The organism is Mesorhizobium humile, assembly GCF_033977215.1.
Classification (GTDB): Bacteria; Pseudomonadota; Alphaproteobacteria; order Rhizobiales; family Rhizobiaceae; genus Mesorhizobium; species Mesorhizobium humile.
The window spans coordinates 1-17,453 of sequence record NZ_JAVIIV010000008.1; the positions used below are offsets into that span (position 1 = coordinate 1).

Below are 17,453 nucleotides of genomic sequence, written 5' to 3' on the forward strand. Positions count from 1 at the left end.
ACAAAGACATGCTTAAAATCAAACACTTAAAGCAGGTCGCGTGAATCCTTTTTCACGCGACCTGCTTTAAGCTGCGGAGAGGTGCGCCTGTGCCGGCAAGCTGTCGCCAGGTCAGCGCTTGTGGCTGCCCAACTCGCCAAGGAGCTTGGTCATCTCGTCATCGAGCGAAGGCTTGGCCGCGGGCTTGGCGATTGCCGGCTGGGAATGCTGGTCGTCGAGAGAGGTCTCGAGCTCGTGCATCAGCGTGTCGTCAATGGAGTCGTTTGAAGGCGGCGGCGCATATCTGGTGCTGCCATTCGTCGTCCCATAGCTCGGCAGCGGCGTGACTTTCGCCGTCGACTGGCTCGGCGCCGCCGGCTTGGGCGCGGGTGCCGGCGCGCGCGGACGTGCGGCGGCGGCTGGCTGGGCGGCAGGCGGCGGCGCCTGCCTGGCCGGGGCGGGTGCGGGAGCTGGCGCCGGTTGCGGCGCGCGCGGGCGCGGGGCGGTGGCTGCCGCCTGCTGCTGCCCGCTGTCGCCGGTCAGCGCAGGGCGGCGAGGTGCCGCCAGCCTGATGTCGCGCTCGACCACGACATCGGTCGGCCCGCCGATCAGGATCAGGTGCTCGATGTCGTCGCGGCGCACCAGCACCAGCCTGCGATGGCTGTCGACGGCGGTGGCATCCATGACCGCAAGGCGCGTCTTGCGGTTCCTGCCGCCGGCGACGAAGGTGCCGAAGGTCAGGTTGCGGACCACCTTGATGGCGAGCAGGACGACAACCAGCAGGATGAGGGCCGCTACCGTCCACAGGATTGCAGCGACATAACCCGGGCCCGCCACGTTATCCAGCCACTGCATCGGTGCACCCCAATCGCCATCTTTGAAGTGAGGGGACACTAGACCGTTGGGACCAGCGACCGCAAGTTGGCTTCACCTTTCGTGAACAGTTTGAAACATGAATCGTTGATTTTATCGGACATTTGCCGCCGGGGCCTTTTCCGTTACAGGAGAATGTGATTCAACCGGCCGTCCGCGCCCGTCGGACACCGGAATCACGAGCAGGGGGAACATGGCCAAGGAAGCGCGCGGCGATTTCTATCCGGTACCGATCGTCGACCAGAACACGCGTCCGGGCGCCGTCACCAGGCTCATCGTCTTCATCGTCGTGCTGACCGGCGCCGCGATCGTCTTCGGACTTTTCCGCGAGCGCCTCGGCGATCCTTTCCTGCTCGGCATGCTCGGCGTGCTCGCCATGATCGGTGTCGGCTTCCTGTTCGCGACCGCGATCGGCTTCGTGCAGATCGCGCCGCGTTCGACCGGCGACGAACTGTCGAAAGCCTTCGTCGACTCGATGTCGCAGGGCTTGCTGGTCACCGACACCAAGGGCCGCGTCGTCTACGCCAACCGCGCCTATGCCGATATGACGGGCGCTGCCTCGGCCGCCGATCTCAAGACCGTCGAAGGGTTATTGTCGGACGTCCCCGAGGCGTCGATGACGATCTACCGGCTGGCGTCGGGCCTGCGCGACGGCCAGCCTGGCGACGGCGAGTTCCGGCTGGCGCAGTCGATCAAGCCGGGCGCCGAGCCCGGCGCGCGCTGGTACCGCGCCCGCGCCCGCGCCTTCAGCATGCCCGGGCAAAGGCTGCCGATGCTGGCCTGGCAGCTCGCCGACATTTCGCAGGAACGGGCGGAGCAGGAGCGTTTCTTCCTCGACCTGCAGAAGGCCATCGACCATCTCGACCATGCGCCGGCCGGGTTCTTTTCGGCCGATCAGGAAGGCCGCGTCACCTATATCAACGCGACGCTCGCCGAGTGGCTGGGCATCGACCTCGCCTCCTTCACGCCGGGCGCCATCACGCTGCCGGAAATCATCGCCGGCGACGGCATGGCGCTGGTGCGCTCGGTCAAGGCCGACCCCGGCACCACCCGCAACGCCGTCATCGACCTGGACCTCACCACCATGAGCGGCCAGGCGCTGCCGGTGCGCTTCATGCATCGCGTTTCGGCAAGCCGCGAGGGCGTGAACGGCCCGACCCGCACGATCGTGCTCAACCGCACCCAGGGCGAGGACGCATCCGCGGAGCTGCGGGCCTCCGAGGTTCGCTTCACGCGTTTCTTCAACTCGACGCCGATGGCTATTGCCGGCGTCGATGCAAACGGACGCATCCTGCGCACCAACGCGCCATTCCTGCAGCTGTTTTCATCCGTGGTCGACCGCGATGCCGTCGACCGGCGGGTGCGCTTCGAGACCATCATCCACGAGCGCGACCGGCCCGCTTTCGCCGCCGCCTTCGAGAAGGCCCGGCAGCGGCAGGCCAATATCGAGCCGATCGACTCCGTGCTGCCCCGCAACGAGGAGCGCCACATCCGCTTCTACGTCAACGCCGTCGCCGACAGCGCGGGCAGCGAAGGCGCCGAGGAATCGGCCATCGTCTATGCGGTCGAGACCACCGAGCAGAAGGCGCTCGAGGGCCAGATGGCGCAGAGCCAGAAGATGCAGGCGGTCGGCCAGCTCGCTGGCGGCATCGCGCACGACTTCAACAACGTTTTGACCGCCATCATCATGGCGTCCGACCTTCTGTTGACCAACCACCGTCCGTCGGATCCGTCCTTCCCCGACATCATGAACATCAAGCAGAACGCCAACCGGGCGGCCTCGCTCGTGCGGCAATTGCTCGCGTTCTCGCGCAAGCAGACGCTACGGCCGGAAGTGCTCAACCTGACCGATGTTCTGGCAGATCTCAGGATGCTGCTCGCCCGCCTGGTCGGCAATGACATCAAGCTGAAGATCGACCACGGCCGCGACCTGTGGCCGGTCAAGGTCGATATCGGCCAGTTCGAGCAGGTGGTGGTCAATCTCGCCGTCAATGCGCGCGACGCCATGCCGAGCGGCGGCGATCTCACCGTGCGCACCCGCAACGTCACGGCGGAAGAGTGCAAATCCTTCGCCTATCGCGAGCTGACGCCGGCCGACTATGTGCTCGTCGACGTCGAGGATACCGGCAGCGGCATCGCGCCCGACGTGCTGAAGAAGATTTTTGAGCCATTCTTCACGACCAAGGAAGTGGGCAAGGGCACGGGCCTCGGCCTGTCGATGGTCTACGGCATCATCAAGCAGACCGGCGGCTTCATCTTCTGCGATTCCGAAGTCGGCAAGGGCACGGTGTTCCGTATCTTCCTGCCGCGCCACATCGCCGAGGTGAAGAAGCAGGCAGAGCCCGGCGAGGCGCCTGCGGCCACGGTCCCGGCCAAGCCGGCCGACACTGCCAAGGATCTCTCCGGCTCGGCCACCGTGCTTCTGGTCGAGGACGAAGACGCGGTGCGCATGGGCGGCGTCAGGGCGCTGACCTCGCGCGGCTACACCGTGCATGAGGCGTCATCGGGCGTCGAGGCGCTGGAAGTGTTCGAGGCGCTCGGCGGCAAGGTCGATATCGTCGTGTCCGACGTGGTGATGCCGGAGATGGACGGGCCGACATTGCTCGGCGAGCTGCGCAAACGCCAGCCGGACATCAAGTTCGTGTTCGTTTCGGGTTATGCCGAGGACGCCTTTGCCAAGAACCTGCCGGCCGATGCGCAGTTCGGCTTCCTGCCGAAGCCGTTCTCGCTCAAGCAACTGGCGACGATCGTCAAGGACGTGCTGGAATCCTGAGCAATTCCAGGAAAAGTGTGAGCGGTTTTCCGTTCGGAATTGCGTAGGACAAGGAGATAAGTCCGTTCGGCATTTTTCTGGGATTGCTCTAGGTAAGCCAGCGCTTGCGCATTGCGGCCACCCTGTCATGATGGCGACCGGATGGGTCTATCATGGGGGGTGGTAGCGCGTGACGCCGCATATCGAGGCGCAGAGGGGGGATTATGCCGAAACGGTGCTTTTGCCGGGCGATTCCGAGCGCGCTCAATGGATGGCGGAAACCTTTCTGGAAGTGCCGCGCTGCGTCAACCGCCGAAGGGGCGCGCTGGGTTTCACCGGCCGATTCCGCGGCAAGCCGGTCAGCATCCAGGCGACCGGCATCGGCGTTTCATCGTTCCTGATCTACGCCCATGAACTGCTCGACTATCATGGCGTGAAGACGCTGATCCGCACCGGCACATCAGGCGGCTTGTCGCAAGATGTGCCCCTGCGCGGCATCGTCATCTCCAGCGAAGCGCGGGCGGAGGGCGCAATCAGCGGACAGGTGTTCGGGCTTTACCAACCGGCGGGACCGGACCAGGCGCTGCATGCGCTGGCTTTGCGACGCGCGGCCGATCTCGGCATCGCCTGCAGCGCGGGTCTGACGATCTGCAGCGACGTGTTTCATCATCCCGACGGGCGCGCCCGGTTCGACGAACCGATGGCGCTGGGGGCGTTGGCCGTCGATATGGAAACCAGTGCGCTCTATCGGATTGCTGCGCAGTTCGGCGCGCGAGCGCTGTCACTGCTCACCGTTGTCGATCATATCGCCACCGGCGAGTTGACCGAGTATTCGGAACGCCAGGCCTTGTTCACCGACATGACCCGGCTGGCGCTCGAAGTCGCCGCGGAGAGCTAAAGCGGTTCGGCGGTTGGAAGAGTCGCTGAACCACCTTGGCCGTTTCTTGGCCCGCAGTTGCGGACGGAAACCGCTAAGCACTATTCCTGGAATTGCTCAGGCGGCTTCCCGCTTCAACGCGGCTTGGTCCTCGGCGCTGGGCCGATGGCCGCGCAGATAGAGCGCGCAGGTCGTGCGCAGCATGGAAGCGAAGTTCGGGATCTGGCCGTTGATCTCGATGGCCTCGTCATAGAGCTTCGAGATGAATTTCGGCGTCGTCAGTCCCTGGCTGTCGGCGATCTCGTCAAGCAGATCCCAGAACGTCGCCTCGAGCTGGATGCTGGTCGAATGACCGTCGATACGGATCGACCTGTTGATCTGCCGATAGCCTTCCGGGTCCTGCCCGGCAAAGACTCTGCACATCGATACCTCCCATTGTTGTTTGTCTTGGGCGCCGATTTGGGTTGGCTGGCGCCTTTTTGAACACTGCCTGCGTTTATCATTTTCGATCCGATAGCCGGCGACGGCAATCGGACTTTCGTCCTTAAAGCGCGCCGCTCGAAACCGTTTCGGCGCGACGCGCTTCAAGCCTTTGTTTGCTGCATGCCGATCCCCGAAACCGCGGCACGCTTTTTGGGCGGCATGCAGCTAAAACTGGGGCGACATTAGCCTTTTTCCAGCCCCATGCGTGGTAATCGGCTGCCACCACCTTTTTTCGCCGGCGCGCATAATCGTTTTCGTAAGCACCAGAAGCTGCGGAGACCGATTTGGCGAAGGCGATCCATTCCATGATCCGGGTTCTCGACGAGGCGCGGTCCGTCGATTTCTACAACAAGGCCTTTGGCCTTGAGGTGGCGCAGCGGCTCGATTTCGAGACCTTCACGCTCGTATATCTCAGCAATGGCGACTCGCCGTTCGAGGTGGAGCTGACCGTGAACAAGGGACGCACCGAGCCATATGCGCTCGGCGACGGCTATGGTCATCTCGCAGTCTCGGTCGCCGATCTCGACAGCGAGCACGACCGGATCGGCGCGCTCGGCCTCAATCCGAAGAAGATCGTCGAGTTCAACCGCGACGGAGCGCTGATCGCCCGCTTCTTCTTCATCGAGGATCCCGACGGTTACAAGATCGAGGTCCTGCAGAGAGGGGGGCGCTTCCAATAGGGGATATTGCCGCGCAGAGGCGCGGCGCCAGCAACGGCACTCTCAAGGGTGCGCACAGCAAGCAGGGAGGAAATCATGGTCACAGTCTACGAAAAGAGGCCGGTCGATGAGAAGAAGATTGGGCTTTCGCGGCGCGAGCTTCTCAAGCGCGGCGGCGCGGGCGCGCTGCTCATCATCTCCGGCAGCGCAGTCATCAGCCCCGAACATGCCTGGGGCCTCGAAACCGCGGCGCTGAAGCCCGAGACGATGGCGACGCTCATCCAGATGGCGCGCGACATCTATCCGCACGACCAGGTGCCGGACAAATACTACGCCATTGCCGTCAAGGGTCACGACGAAACGGCCGCCAAGGACCCGGCCCACAAGGAACTGATCGAAAAGGGCATCGCCGAGCTCGACAAGAAGGCCGGCAAGGGCGGCTATCGTGGGCTCGGCTGGGAGGAGGAACGGGTCGCGCTGCTCACCGGCATCGAGAAGACGCCGTTCTTCCAGGCGGTGCGCGGCGGCCTCGTCGTCAGCCTCTACAACCAGAAGGAGGTGTGGCCGATCTTCGGTTACGAGGGCGAGTCCTACTCCAAGGGCGGCTACATCGCGCGCGGGTTCAACGACATCGAGTGGCTCTGAGCCGCTCTGTCTCGAACCGCATTTCGACAGATTTCATGGGAGGAAACCATGGCAGCATCATTTGATCTCAACAACGACGGCGTGGTCGTCATCATCGGTTCCGGCGCCGGCGGCGGCACGCTTGGCAACGAACTGGCGCAGAAAGGCATCGACGTCGTCATCCTCGAGGCGGGCGCCCGCCGCGAATATGAGGACTTCATCAACGACGAGTGGGATTCCTTTGCCCAACTTGCCTGGAAGGACAAGCGCACCACCTCGGGCGACTGGCGCGTGGCGAAGGATTTCCCGAACCTGCCGGCCTGGATCGTCAAGTCGGTCGGCGGCTCGACGACACACTGGGCGGGCGCCTCGCTGCGCTTTCAGGAGCATGAATTCAAGGCGGCCACGACCTACGGCAAGGTCAAGGGCGCGAACCTGCTCGACTGGCCGGTGACGCTGGCCGAGATGGAGCCCTATTACGCCAAGGCCGAAGCCAAGATGGGTGTGACAGGCACCAACAACTGGCCGCGGCTGCCTGGCAACAACAACTTCAAGGTGCTCAAGGCCGGCGCCGACAAGCTCGGCTACAAGGAGTGCCATACCGGCAACATGGCCATCAATTCGATCGAGCGCGACGACCGCAATTCCTGCCAGCAGACCGGCTTCTGCTTCCAGGGCTGCAAATGGGGCGCCAAATGGTCGACGCTCTACACCGAGATCCCGAAGGGCGAAGCGACGGGACATCTGGAGGTCCGGCCGAACTCCATGGCGATCAAGATCAACCATGACGCTTCAGGCAAGGTGACCGGCGTCGTCTACGCCGACAAGGACGGCAAGCTGCAGGAGCAGAAGGCCCGCATCGTCGCGGTCGCCGGCAATTCGATCGAGAGCCCGCGCCTGCTGCTCAATTCGGAATCGAGCAAGTTCCCGCACGGGCTTGCCAACTCGTCCGGCCAGGTGGGCAAGAACTACATGCGCCACACCACCGGCTCGGTCTATGCGATCTTCGACAAGCCGGTGCACATGTACCGCGGCACCACCATGGCCGGCATCATCCGCGACGAGGCGCGCCACGATCCCTCGCGCGGCTTCGTCGGCGGCTATGAGATGGAAACGCTGTCGCTCGGCCTGCCGTTCATGGCGGCCTTCCTGAACCCTGGCGGCTGGGGCCGTTCCTTCACCACGGCGCTCGATCATTATGACCATATGGCGGGCCTGTGGATCGTCGGCGAGGACATGCCGCGCGAGGAGAACCGCATCACGCTGCACAAGGACGAAAAGGACGAGCACGGCATGCCGATCGCCGACGTCCATTTCGACGACCATCCGAACGATGAAGCGATGCGCGACCACGCCTACAGCCAAGGCCAGGCGCTCTATGCCGCCGTTGGGGCGACCAGGACCTTCCCGACGCCGCCTTACCCCTCGACCCACAATCTCGGCACCAACCGGATGAGCGAGAAGGCCGAGGACGGCGTCGTCAACAAGCACGGCCAGTCGCACGACATCAAGAACCTGTTCGTCTCCGACGGCAGCCAGTTCACCAGCGGCGCGGCGGAGAACCCGACGCTGACCATCGTGACGCTGGCGATCCGCCAGGCCGACTATATCGCAGCCCAGATGTCGGCAAAGACCATTTGACCTCCCGACTGCCTGCTGGCGCGGGACCCGCGAGGGTTCCGCGCCTTTTTTATGCGGGGCTATCTTTTGGTGCAGGTCGAGGCCGTGAAGGCGCCGTCCTGCTGCTTCATGATGATATCGAAGGAGGGACCGCTCGGGTCGTCCAGCGTCGCCTGCGTCATCGAGATCGAATTGCCGCCGCTGGTGTAGCCGCCGAGCGGACCAAGCCAGGTGATCTCGCCATTGGGGTTCATCTGGTAATTGTAAGGCGGCGGCGCGGCGCCGAAGGTCACCGGGCCGCTATAGAGGCTGCCTTTGATGGTGATCTCGCCCAGGTCGAGGAACAGGCCGAGCAGGTAGACCTCGCAGTGATAGACGCCGTCCGGCAGCTTGCCATCGGCAAAATCGGCGCGGGCGCCGCCGGCGGCGGACACGAGAAGCAGGAAAGTCAGGATCGTGCGCAGGGCCATGACGTTGCTCGTTTGCGCGGCGACCTTGCCCCATTTTGCCATAGGCCCGCAACAGGGCTGATCAGCCTTGCTCTGCCTTTGCGGTGAAAGTTTAGGCATTTTTACTATTTGGGCAAAATCTAGGCAGCGTTGCGTAAACTTTTCTCAACCTGCCGCAACGCAGCGGATGTGAAAACTTTCCCGGCTACCGGATAACAGACTGTAATCTCTTCGTTATCCCGAAATTCCGTTGAGCGCACTCTCGTCTGGCACGTCGCTTGCACAGTCTATGCTGCGATGCAAAACAACCACGCTTGGGAGTGTGTCATATGAGGGGTAACTTCGCGAAAATAACAAAAATCCTGTCGGCGGGCGTCGTCGCGGCCGGTCTGTTGGCATCGGCTTCCGCCAAGGCGGCTGAAGACACGATCAAGGTCGGCATCCTCCATTCGCTGTCGGGGACCATGGCGATTTCGGAGACGACGCTGAAAGACGTCATGCTGATGCTTATCGAAGAGCAAAACGCCAAGGGCGGCCTGCTCGGCAAGAAACTGGAAGCGGTGGTCGTCGATCCGGCGTCCAACTGGCCGCTGTTTGCCGAAAAGGCGCGCGAGCTGATTTCCAAGGACAAGGTCGCCGCCGTGTTCGGTTGCTGGACCTCGGTGTCGCGCAAATCGGTGCTGCCGGTGTTCTCGGAACTCGACAACATCCTGTTCTACCCGGTCCAGTATGAGGGCGAGGAGAGCGAGCGCAACGTCTTCTACACCGGTGCCGCGCCGAACCAGCAGGCCATTCCGGCCGTCGATTACCTGATGAGCGCCGATGGCGGCTCGGTGAAGCGCTGGGTGCTCGAAGGCACCGACTATGTCTATCCGCGCACCACCAACAAGATCCTCGAAGCCTATTTGAAGGCGAAGGGCGTGCCGGCGGAAGACATCATGGTCAACTACACGCCGTTCGGTTTCTCCGACTGGCAGACCGAAGTCTCGGCGATCAAGAAATTCGGCTCGGCCGGCAAGAAGACGGCCGTCGTCTCGACCGTCAACGGCGACGCCAACGTGCCGTTCTACAAGGAACTCGGCAACCAGGGCATCAAGGCCGAGGACATCCCGGTCATGGCATTCTCGGTTGGTGAGGAAGAACTTGCCGGCCTCGACACCAAGCCGCTGGTCGGCCATCTCGCCGCGTGGAACTATTTCGAGAGCGTCAGCACGCCTGAGAACAAGAAGTTCATCGCCGACTGGCACAAGTTCATCAAGAACAACAAGCGCACCACCAACGACCCGATGGAAGCTCACTATATCGGCTTCAACATGTGGGTGAAGGCGGTTGAAAAGGCCGGCACCACCGATCCGGACAAGGTCATCGATGCCATGGTCGGCGTTTCGGTGCCGAACCTGACCGGCGGCTATTCGACGATGATGCCGAACCACCACATCACCAAGCCGGTGCTGATCGGTGAAATCCAGGCCAATGGCCAGTTCCAAACGGTTTCGAAGACGCCGGGCCTGGTGATGGGCGACGAATGGTCCGACTACCTGCCCGACTCTAAGGACCTGATTTCCGATTGGCGCGCGCCGCTCGGCTGCGGCAACTTCAACGTCAAAACCGGCAAGTGCGGCGGCAAGGGCACGAACTGATCCTCCCCGGGCTGGACCTTCAGGTCCATGCCCAAGACCGCGCGCGTCCGGACAGTTCCTCCACTGTCCGGACGCCCCACTTCAAGCTTCAAGGGTCACCAAAAACCGATGAAGATTTTGCATGCGATTGGCCTGACGCTTTTATTCCTGCTGACGACGCTGTCGTCTTCGGGCGCTGCGGAAGCCGATCTGCGTGCCATCATCGCCAAATTCGCGACAGTAACGGACTTTTCCGAGACGGGAACAGTCGTTCAAGAGTTGACGGCCACAGGCGATCCGGCTGTCGAACGGCCGCTTGCTGCATTGGCGGACGGCAATCTTTACATTCGTACGGCCGACTCGATGGTGTTTGTCGGCAAGGAAGGCGACGAGAACATCCAGCTTTTCGACCCTCTGAGCGGCGAGGCAGCAGGCGAGGCCTCCGAGGACGACATAACCAAGATCAGCGTCAACAACACGTTGCGCCGCACTATCCGCGATGCATTGGGCACGTTGACGCTTGGTTCCAAGGATCCGACTGTGCGCATCGCCGCCGCAGACACAATGTTCAAGACACCGGACGCCGCCAATATCAGCCCGCTCGACGCAGCCATCGCCAGCGAAAGCGTGGCGAGCGTCAAGGCTTTGCTGGAACAGGCGCGTGCCGCTTCCATTCTGGTTTCAGACAAGCCCGATGCAGACAAGCTCGCCGCAATCGCCGTGATCGGTGCGCGTGGCGACCGTAGCGCGGTTTCGCTGCTCACCTCGGTCGAGGCCAACGCCTCTGGAGCAGTCAAGGAAGCCGCGACAGCTGCAATCGCGGGCATCAATTCGACGTTGGCCTTTTGGGATGCCGGACAGAACATCTGGTACGGCATTTCGCTGGGTTCCGTGCTGCTGCTGGCCGCGATCGGGCTCGCCATCACCTTCGGCGTCATGGGCGTCATCAACATGGCACATGGCGAGATGGTGATGCTTGGCACCTACACCACCTTCGTCGTCCAGCAGGTGATCCGCACCTCGTTCCCCGGCCTGTTCGACTGGTCGCTGGTCATCGCGCTGCCGCTCGCCTTCCTTGTGGCAGGGCTGGTCGGTCTTGCCATCGAGCGCGGCATCATCCGGTTCCTCTATGGCCGGCCGCTGGAAACGCTTCTGGCTACCTGGGGCGTCTCGCTGAGCCTGCAGCAGGCGGTGCGCACGATTTTCGGGCCGACCAACCAGGAGGTCGGCAACCCGTCCTGGATGTCCGGCTCGTTCGACGTCGGCCAGCTGGCCATTACCTGGAACCGACTCTGGATCCTGGTTTTCGCGCTCACCGTCTTCGGCGTGTTGCTCTATGTGATGAAGCGCACGCCCTGGGGCCTACAGATGCGCGCCGTCACCGCCAATCGGCGCATGGCCGCCTCGATGGGCATCAGGACGCCGTGGGTCGACGCGCTGACCTTCGCGCTCGGATCCGGCATCGCCGGCATTGCCGGCGTGGCGCTCAGCCAGATCGACAACGTCTCGCCCAATCTCGGCCGCGGCTACATCATCGACAGCTTCATGGTCGTGGTCTTCGGCGGCGTCGGCAATCTGTGGGGCACGCTGGTCGGCGCCTTCTCGCTCGGTATCGTCAACAAGTTCCTCGAGCCCTATGCCGGCGCGGTGCTCGGCAAGATCGTCGTGCTGGTGCTGATCATCCTGTTCATCCAGAAGCGCCCGCGCGGCCTGTTCGCGCTCAAGGGCAGGGCGGTGGAAGCATGATCGCGCAGCGCTTCCTTTCCGCCGACCGCCGCATCGCCGCCACGATCCTCGCCTTGCTCGCGGCCGCCATCGTCGTGCCGCTGCTCAACCTGGCGGTGTCGCCGCAAAGCGCCTTCTACATCCCGCCCTACATCGTGGCGTTGGTCGGCAAATATCTGTGCTACGCGCTGCTGGCGCTCGCGCTCGATCTGGTCTGGGGCTATTGCGGCATCCTTTCGCTCGGCCACGGCGCTTTCTTCGCGCTCGGCGGCTATGCGATGGGCATGTATCTGATGCGCCAGATCGGCTCGCGCGGCGTCTACGGCAATCCGATCCTGCCGGATTTCATGGTGTTCCTGAACTACAAGGAACTGCCCTGGTTCTGGCACGGCTTCGATCATTTCTGGTTCGCGGTGCTCATGGTGCTGGCGGTGCCGGGCCTGCTCGCCTTCGTTTTCGGCTGGTTCGCCTTTCGCAGTCGCGTCACCGGCGTCTATCTGTCGATCATCACCCAGGCGATGACCTATGCGCTGCTGCTCGCCTTCTTCCGCAACGACATGGGGTTCGGCGGCAACAACGGCCTGACCGACTTCAAGGATATTCTGGGCTTCAACGTGCAGGCCGATGCGACGCGCTCGGCGCTGTTTGCGGCGAGCGCCGTCACGCTGGCGCTCGCCGTCTTCGTCACCGCGGCGATCGTGCGCTCCAAATACGGCAAGCTGCTGATGGCGGTGCGCGATGCCGAGAGCCGCACCCGCTTCCTTGGCTGGCGGGCCGAGAACGTCAAGCTCTTCGCCTTCACCGTCTCGGCCATCATGGCCGGCATCGCCGGCGCGCTTTACGTGCCGCAGGTCGGCATCATCAATCCTGGCGAGTTCGAGCCGTCGAATTCGATCGAGGTGGTGATCTGGACCGCCGTCGGCGGGCGCGGCACCATCGTCGGCCCGATCATCGGCGCGCTGCTCGTCAACGCCGGCAAGTCCTGGTTCACCGGCGTGCTGCCGGAATTCTGGCTGTTCGCGCTGGGCGGGCTGTTCGTCGCCGTCACGCTGCTTTTGCCCAAGGGCATCGTCGGAATGTGGGACGGCTGGCGCGGCAAGGCGAGGGCGCTGCGCGCCGCTTCGCTCGCGGCCGAAGCCGGTGCCGATCCACAGGCGCCGGAGCCAAAGATCGTGCGCTCGGCGGCGAGAACACCGGGCGCCTGGTCGACCGCCGGCGCCGAACCGCAGCCGGCGGAGTGAGCGATCATGAACAAGTCGAATACCATCCTCTATCTCGACGGCGTTTCGGTTTCCTTCGACGGCTTTCGCGCCATCAACAATCTGTCGCTGGTGCTCGACAAGGGCGAGATGCGCGCCATCATCGGACCCAACGGCGCCGGCAAGACGACGATGATGGACATCGTCACCGGCAAGACGCGGCCGGACGAGGGCGAGGTGTTCTTCGACGGCCAGGTCGATCTTACCCGGCATGACGAGGCCGAGATCGCCATGATGGGCATCGGCCGCAAGTTCCAGAAGCCGACCGTCTTCGAGAGCCACAGCGTCGAGGACAATCTCATGCTGGCGCTGAAGGGACCGCGCTCGATCTTCCCGGCGCTGTTCCATCGCCGCTCGGCGACCGAGACGCGGCGCATCGACGACATACTCGGCGTCATCCGTCTCGGCGACAAGCGTGACGAGTTCGCCGCCAATCTCAGCCACGGCCAGAAGCAATGGCTGGAGATCGGCATGCTGCTTGCGCAGGATCCGAAGCTACTGCTCGTCGACGAGCCGGTCGCCGGCATGACCGATGCCGAGACCGAGGAGACCGCGCGCCTGCTCAAGGACATCGCGCGCGACCATTCGGTGGTCGTCGTCGAGCACGACATGCATTTCGTGCGCGAGCTCGGCGTCAAGGTCACCTGCCTGCACGAGGGCTCGGTGCTGTCGGAAGGCACGCTCGATTTCGTTTCGGCGGACGAGCGGGTCGTCGAAGTCTATCTGGGGCGCTGAGCATGGTCTGGCGGGTTTCGTTCCACCGTTTCGATTTCGCTTTTCTGAAGCGCTGGCGAAGGGGCTGAACATGCTCGAAGTCTCCAACGCCACGCTGCATTACGGCGCCGCCCAGGCGCTGCGCGGCGTTTCGCTGACGGCCGGCGCCGGCAAGATCACTTGCGTGCTCGGCCGCAACGGCGTCGGCAAGACCAGTTTGATGAGATCGATCGTCGGCCATCACCGGCTGACGAGCGGAAGCGTTGCCTTCGAGGGGAAGGCGCTCGACCGGAGCGCGGCGTATGATCGCGCCCGGTCGGGCATCGCATTCGTGCCGCAGGGCAGGGAGGTTTTTCCCCTGCTGACGGTGCGCGAGAACCTGGAATCCGGTTTCGCGCCGCTCAGGCGTGCAGACCGTAATGTTCCAGCGCATGTCTTCGAGCTGTTCCCGGTCTTGAAGCAGATGCTGTCGCGCCGCGGCGGCGATCTTTCCGGCGGGCAGCAGCAGCAGCTCGCCATCGGTCGGGCACTGGTGATGCGGCCGAAGCTCCTGGTGCTCGACGAGCCGACCGAAGGCATCCAGCCTTCGATCATCAAGGATATCGGTCGCGCCATCCGGTATCTGCGTGACCAGGCGGGGATCGCCGTGCTTCTGGTCGAGCAATATCTCGACTTCTGCCGGGAGCTTGCCGACGAGGTCAACATCATGGATCGCGGCCAGATAGTGCATACCGGTTCCGCCGAGGACCTCGACCGCGCGGATGTGCGGAAGTTCCTGACAGTCTAGAATCGTCGCTCGACTTCGGCTGACACCGCGAACCGATAGCAAGCCCAATATTTCTCTCCGTCGTCTCTGCCCAACTCTGGTGCGCCGAATACCGCATGCTAGTCTTTTCTTGGCCTTGGTGAGTCGGCCGCTTTCCGTACCAGTCGCGAATGAGGGGGAAGGCGCGCGGACACCGCCCGCAAGTTCCACGCAAGCAAGCCTGCTTAGCTTTCCCCGCAGTGATTGTCGGTCAATGCGTCCAAAAAGAATCTTGCCAGGGGACGGCGATGGAACGTTTTGTCGAGGACTACCAGAAGCGGCGCCTGACCGAGCGCGTCGATATCATGACCGCGATCAACATCCTGATGTCGCAAGGCTATGACGAGGATCATCTGCTGGATGAGATCACCAAGGTCTTCTACGTCGATCTCGACGCTTTCAACGAAGTGATCTCACACCATTGAGAGTTCGCACGCCGCGGTAGAATTCAACCGGCGCGGCGAAAATCCAGGACGCGGTTGCGGCCGCCGCGCTTGGCGGCATAGAGCGCCTTGTCGGCGGCGCTGAGCACCTTGTCGAAGCTCATGCCGTCCGCGCTGCCGAAGGCGAAGCCGGCGCTCACCGTGCAGCGCAATGGCCCGCTCTCGGTCTCCACCGTGCGCGCGGCGAACGCGGACCTGACACGTTCGGCCGTCGCCTCGGCTGTCTCGGGCAAGGTGCGTCTCAACACCATGGCAAATTCCTCGCCTCCCATGCGGGCGACGGAGTCGCTCGGGCGCAGATCAGCGGAAAGCACTTCGGCGAAGACCTTCAGCACCTCGTCTCCAGCGGCGTGACCGAACTGGTCGTTGACCGCCTTGAAGCCGTCGAGGTCGAACACCACCACGGCCGTGAAGGCACCGACGGCTGTCTTGCCGTGCAGGTCGAACAAGGCGCGGCGGTTGAGCAGCCCGGTCAAGGCATCGGTTTGCGCCTCGCGTTGATGATGGCGGGCAAGTCGCCCCTGGTTGAGCGCCAACGACAAGGCGCCGATACCGGTCATGGAGGCGATGACGATGACGAGGCTCAGGTCCTCCGCCCAATTGCTCGGTGCATGGCCGAGGACGAGCTTGCCGTCCCATGCCAGCACGGCAGCGCACAGCACGAAGGATACGGCGGTCAGCGAATAGAGCAGCGACACGCCAATGAGATGGACGGGCGCTTCCGCGCGACCCCGCCAATATTCATACGCGGTGCCGAACAGGAGCAGCGCGGCCAGCGCATTCTCCAGAATGAAGCCCAGGCCGTCATAGCCGAGCGCCATCGGCGGCAGGGCCAGCGCGAAGGACAAGCCCGCGCCAAGCGCGATCCGCGGCACGGGCGAGCGTCTTGTCCTGTATTGGTAAGCGGCACCCAGCATGACCGAAAAGCCGAGCAGCAGCAGCGCCAGCGTCAGCACGCCAAGCGCCGCTCCGGGCTGCTTGATATAGGCGTCATAGGCAAAGACCTCGACCACCACGACCAGCACGCTGATCGCCCAGGTCAGCAGGAACCTGTCCGAACGCGCGGTCAGCCAGGTGCCGAACAGCGTGAGGCTGAGGCAAGCGGCGGAGAAGCCGACGGCCAGAAGCAATGAATTGTAGTCGAGCAGCATGTAGGCTTCCTTGCCGCCGCCGGGCTTCTGCAACCTGGCGTAGGTCCATTAGTGCAGCAAGGAAGTATCGATTACGTTACGACAGCGATGAGGGCGCCGTAATTCCGCAACGTCAGAGGACCGCCATCGACAGCAACAGGAGGATGCCGACCGCCATCATCAGCAGACCCGGCCAGTTCTGCGACAGGCCGAGGAAACCAAGTCCGCGCCGCCGCGGCTCCAGTGTCGGGCCCGGTGTTGCCAGGTTCGGCGCCGGGCGATCCGGCGCTGTTGGTGCTGGGTCACTCAGTCGTCCGCGCCGCAGAGCGGCGCCTGCCATGTACACGATGCCGGCGACCGTAAGCAACGCACCGAGGATGACGGTCATCTTTCCTCGCTCCTTTTCCGACGCAGCGGGATTTGGCGAGCGTTTTGCGAGGCGTCAACCTCGCCGTACCGGCCCTCGGCGGTGTCCTGCGGCCGGCGGTTGAGACCAGAACGGTCAAGATGGCCGGCAGGTTCCGACAAGCCAGCCGCCGATAGCGCCGCGTCGCCCCGGCAAAGCTCAAGCGTGGGAATAAAGGGCTGGGTAGCTCTAATGCATATCGCTCAGAAGTGTGCAGCGGCGACGCGCTCTAGGCTGCCACCCGTTTCATCAGCGCCATCGCGCCGAAAGGCGCGCGCACCTTGCCCTCGGTGATGAAGTAGACGAACACGTCACGCGGCTTAACCGGTGCGTCGGTCTTCGGATCGGCGCGCAGCAGGTCGGCTGGTTGCTTGCCCTCCGCCCAGGTCTTCACGCGTCCCGCCCATTCGTCGAGGCCTTTCGGCGTATAACAATCCGGATTGTCGTCGCTACCGGTCTGCAACCGCGCATAGACGAAATCGCCGGTCACATCCGCGATTGCCGGATATTTGGCATGGTCGGCATAGACGATCGCGGCGTTGTATTTTCGAGCGAGCGCCGGGAATTCCGGCACGACGAAGCTGTCGTGGCGGACCTCCAGCGCATGGCGCAACGGCACGCCGTCCTGCTTTTCGGGCAGAAGTTTCAGGAAAGCTTCGAAATCGTCGGCGTCGAATTTCTTGGTCGGCGCGAATTGCCAGAGAATCGGGCCGAGCTTCTCGCCGAGCGCGGCGACGCCGGAGCCGAGGAAGCGCATCATCGATTCACCTGCTTCGCCGAGCACCCTGCGGTTGGTGACGAAGCGGTTGCCCTTGAGCGAGAAGACGAAGCCGTCAGGCACGTCGTTGGCCCATTTGATGAAAGTCGGTTCCTTGAAGCTGGAATAATAGGTGCCGTTGACCTCGATGCTCGGCACATGGCGGCTGGCGTAGTGCAGCTGCTTGGCCTTGGCGAGTTTTTCCGGATAGAAGGAGGTGTCCCAGGGCTCGAAAGTCCAGCCGCCCATGCCGGAGCGGATCTTTCCTTGGCTCATTGT

18 protein-coding genes are annotated in these 17,453 nt (G+C 63.3%); 11 read left to right on the forward strand and 7 right to left on the reverse strand.

Translation table 11 applies throughout. The annotated features are described in order from the left end of the window. Positions 1-111 precede the first annotated feature (111 nt). A complete protein-coding gene (locus RFM52_RS13865; RefSeq protein WP_320295791.1) occupies positions 112-834 on the reverse strand; it encodes a flagellar biosynthetic protein FliO in 723 nt (240 codons plus the stop codon). Between the two features lie 211 nt (positions 835-1,045). Here RFM52_RS13865 and cckA point away from each other — a divergent pair, with 211 nt between their 5' ends. Both cckA and RFM52_RS13875 read left to right on the forward strand, forming a co-directional pair. Continuing rightward, the gene (cckA, locus tag RFM52_RS13870) at positions 1,046-3,625 is read left to right on the forward strand and encodes a cell cycle histidine kinase CckA (protein WP_320295790.1); all 2,580 of its coding nucleotides are present in this window, start codon (positions 1,046-1,048) and stop codon (positions 3,623-3,625) included. 169 nt (positions 3,626-3,794) lie between these two features. Continuing rightward, the gene (locus tag RFM52_RS13875) at positions 3,795-4,502 is read left to right on the forward strand and encodes a purine-nucleoside phosphorylase (RefSeq protein WP_320295789.1); all 708 of its coding nucleotides are present in this window, start codon (positions 3,795-3,797) and stop codon (positions 4,500-4,502) included. A 96-nt stretch (positions 4,503-4,598) separates the two neighbouring features. Here the strand turns inward: RFM52_RS13875 and RFM52_RS13880 are convergent, their stop codons facing one another. Together RFM52_RS13880 and RFM52_RS13885 are read right to left on the reverse strand one after the other, a co-directional pair. After that, positions 4,599-4,904: a ribbon-helix-helix domain-containing protein gene (locus RFM52_RS13880; protein ID WP_320295788.1), complete on the reverse strand. Its 306-nt coding sequence runs from the start codon at positions 4,902-4,904 to the stop codon at positions 4,599-4,601. Positions 4,905-5,025: 121 nt separating this feature from the next. Further along, complete coding sequence (locus RFM52_RS13885; protein ID WP_320295787.1) at positions 5,026-5,271, reverse strand: hypothetical protein; 246 nt, start codon at positions 5,269-5,271, stop codon at positions 5,026-5,028. Between RFM52_RS13885 and RFM52_RS13890 the strand changes: the two genes are divergently transcribed. The 3 genes from RFM52_RS13890 (at position 5,249) to RFM52_RS13900 (ending at position 7,888) form a co-directional block, all read left to right on the forward strand. Next, entirely contained in the window at positions 5,249-5,644 is a 396-nt protein-coding gene (locus RFM52_RS13890; protein ID WP_320295786.1) for a VOC family protein, read from the forward strand. The genes RFM52_RS13885 and RFM52_RS13890 overlap by 23 nt on opposite strands. Before the next feature lie 75 nt (positions 5,645-5,719). Beyond that, the gene (locus RFM52_RS13895) at positions 5,720-6,268 is read left to right on the forward strand and encodes a gluconate 2-dehydrogenase subunit 3 family protein (RefSeq protein ID WP_320295785.1); all 549 of its coding nucleotides are present in this window, start codon (positions 5,720-5,722) and stop codon (positions 6,266-6,268) included. 48 nt (positions 6,269-6,316) lie between these two features. After that, a complete protein-coding gene (locus RFM52_RS13900) occupies positions 6,317-7,888 on the forward strand; it encodes a GMC family oxidoreductase (protein ID WP_320295784.1) in 1,572 nt (523 codons plus the stop codon). 59 nt (positions 7,889-7,947) lie between these two features. On the opposite strand, the gene RFM52_RS13905 is transcribed toward RFM52_RS13900, so the two are convergent. Beyond that, positions 7,948-8,337, reverse strand: coding sequence for a hypothetical protein (locus tag RFM52_RS13905; protein ID WP_320295783.1), 390 nt, complete (start codon positions 8,335-8,337; stop codon positions 7,948-7,950). A 308-nt stretch (positions 8,338-8,645) separates the two neighbouring features. On the opposite strand from RFM52_RS13905, the gene urtA reads away from it, so the two are divergent. From urtA to RFM52_RS13935, 6 genes are all read left to right on the forward strand, one after another. Further along, the gene (gene urtA, locus RFM52_RS13910) at positions 8,646-9,956 is read left to right on the forward strand and encodes an urea ABC transporter substrate-binding protein (protein ID WP_320295782.1); all 1,311 of its coding nucleotides are present in this window, start codon (positions 8,646-8,648) and stop codon (positions 9,954-9,956) included. A 108-nt stretch (positions 9,957-10,064) separates the two neighbouring features. Continuing rightward, positions 10,065-11,681, forward strand: a complete 1,617-nt coding sequence (urtB, locus tag RFM52_RS13915) for an urea ABC transporter permease subunit UrtB (RefSeq protein WP_320295781.1) — start codon at positions 10,065-10,067, stop codon at positions 11,679-11,681. Continuing rightward, positions 11,678-12,901, forward strand: a complete 1,224-nt coding sequence (urtC, locus tag RFM52_RS13920) for an urea ABC transporter permease subunit UrtC (protein WP_320295780.1) — start codon at positions 11,678-11,680, stop codon at positions 12,899-12,901. The genes urtB and urtC overlap by 4 nt, the downstream gene beginning before the upstream one ends. A gap of 6 nt (positions 12,902-12,907) precedes the next feature. Next, complete coding sequence (gene urtD, locus RFM52_RS13925; protein WP_320295779.1) at positions 12,908-13,654, forward strand: urea ABC transporter ATP-binding protein UrtD; 747 nt, start codon at positions 12,908-12,910, stop codon at positions 13,652-13,654. A 70-nt stretch (positions 13,655-13,724) separates the two neighbouring features. Then, on the forward strand, positions 13,725-14,420 hold the full coding sequence (gene urtE / locus RFM52_RS13930; RefSeq protein WP_320295778.1) for an urea ABC transporter ATP-binding subunit UrtE: 696 nt from the start codon (positions 13,725-13,727) through the stop codon (positions 14,418-14,420). 266 nt (positions 14,421-14,686) lie between these two features. Then, the gene (locus tag RFM52_RS13935) at positions 14,687-14,863 is read left to right on the forward strand and encodes a hypothetical protein (RefSeq protein WP_095765283.1); all 177 of its coding nucleotides are present in this window, start codon (positions 14,687-14,689) and stop codon (positions 14,861-14,863) included. Positions 14,864-14,886: 23 nt separating this feature from the next. On the opposite strand, the gene RFM52_RS13940 is transcribed toward RFM52_RS13935, so the two are convergent. From RFM52_RS13940 to RFM52_RS13950, 3 genes are all read right to left on the reverse strand, one after another. Continuing rightward, positions 14,887-16,032, reverse strand: a complete 1,146-nt coding sequence (locus RFM52_RS13940; RefSeq protein ID WP_320295960.1) for a GGDEF domain-containing protein — start codon at positions 16,030-16,032, stop codon at positions 14,887-14,889. A 112-nt stretch (positions 16,033-16,144) separates the two neighbouring features. Further along, positions 16,145-16,399 (reverse strand): hypothetical protein, encoded by a 255-nt coding sequence (locus RFM52_RS13945; protein ID WP_320295777.1) that lies wholly within the window; start codon positions 16,397-16,399, stop codon positions 16,145-16,147. 247 nt (positions 16,400-16,646) lie between these two features. Next, positions 16,647-17,450, reverse strand: a complete 804-nt coding sequence (locus RFM52_RS13950) for a DUF72 domain-containing protein (RefSeq protein WP_320295776.1) — start codon at positions 17,448-17,450, stop codon at positions 16,647-16,649. Between the last annotated feature and the right edge of the window lie 3 nt (positions 17,451-17,453).

What these genes read in the sequence shown, in the direction of transcription:
- RFM52_RS13865 (WP_320295791.1), bottom strand. Translation starts at nt 834, where the DNA reads ATGCAGTGGCTGGATAACGTGGCGGGCCCGGGTTATGTCGCTGCAATC.
- cckA (WP_320295790.1), top strand. Translation starts at nt 1,046, where the DNA reads ATGGCCAAGGAAGCGCGCGGCGATTTCTATCCGGTACCGATCGTCGAC.
- RFM52_RS13880 (WP_320295788.1), bottom strand. Translation starts at nt 4,904, where the DNA reads ATGTGCAGAGTCTTTGCCGGGCAGGACCCGGAAGGCTATCGGCAGATC.
- RFM52_RS13885 (WP_320295787.1), bottom strand. Translation starts at nt 5,271, where the DNA reads ATGGAATGGATCGCCTTCGCCAAATCGGTCTCCGCAGCTTCTGGTGCT.
- RFM52_RS13895 (WP_320295785.1), top strand. Translation starts at nt 5,720, where the DNA reads ATGGTCACAGTCTACGAAAAGAGGCCGGTCGATGAGAAGAAGATTGGG.
- RFM52_RS13900 (WP_320295784.1), top strand. Translation starts at nt 6,317, where the DNA reads ATGGCAGCATCATTTGATCTCAACAACGACGGCGTGGTCGTCATCATC.
- RFM52_RS13905 (WP_320295783.1), bottom strand. Translation starts at nt 8,337, where the DNA reads ATGGCCCTGCGCACGATCCTGACTTTCCTGCTTCTCGTGTCCGCCGCC.
- urtA (WP_320295782.1), top strand. Translation starts at nt 8,646, where the DNA reads ATGAGGGGTAACTTCGCGAAAATAACAAAAATCCTGTCGGCGGGCGTC.
- urtB (WP_320295781.1), top strand. Translation starts at nt 10,065, where the DNA reads ATGAAGATTTTGCATGCGATTGGCCTGACGCTTTTATTCCTGCTGACG.
- urtC (WP_320295780.1), top strand. Translation starts at nt 11,678, where the DNA reads ATGATCGCGCAGCGCTTCCTTTCCGCCGACCGCCGCATCGCCGCCACG.
- urtD (WP_320295779.1), top strand. Translation starts at nt 12,908, where the DNA reads ATGAACAAGTCGAATACCATCCTCTATCTCGACGGCGTTTCGGTTTCC.
- urtE (WP_320295778.1), top strand. Translation starts at nt 13,725, where the DNA reads ATGCTCGAAGTCTCCAACGCCACGCTGCATTACGGCGCCGCCCAGGCG.
- RFM52_RS13935 (WP_095765283.1), top strand. Translation starts at nt 14,687, where the DNA reads ATGGAACGTTTTGTCGAGGACTACCAGAAGCGGCGCCTGACCGAGCGC.
- RFM52_RS13940 (WP_320295960.1), bottom strand. Translation starts at nt 16,032, where the DNA reads ATGCTGCTCGACTACAATTCATTGCTTCTGGCCGTCGGCTTCTCCGCC.
- RFM52_RS13945 (WP_320295777.1), bottom strand. Translation starts at nt 16,399, where the DNA reads ATGACCGTCATCCTCGGTGCGTTGCTTACGGTCGCCGGCATCGTGTAC.
- RFM52_RS13950 (WP_320295776.1), bottom strand. Translation starts at nt 17,450, where the DNA reads ATGAGCCAAGGAAAGATCCGCTCCGGCATGGGCGGCTGGACTTTCGAG.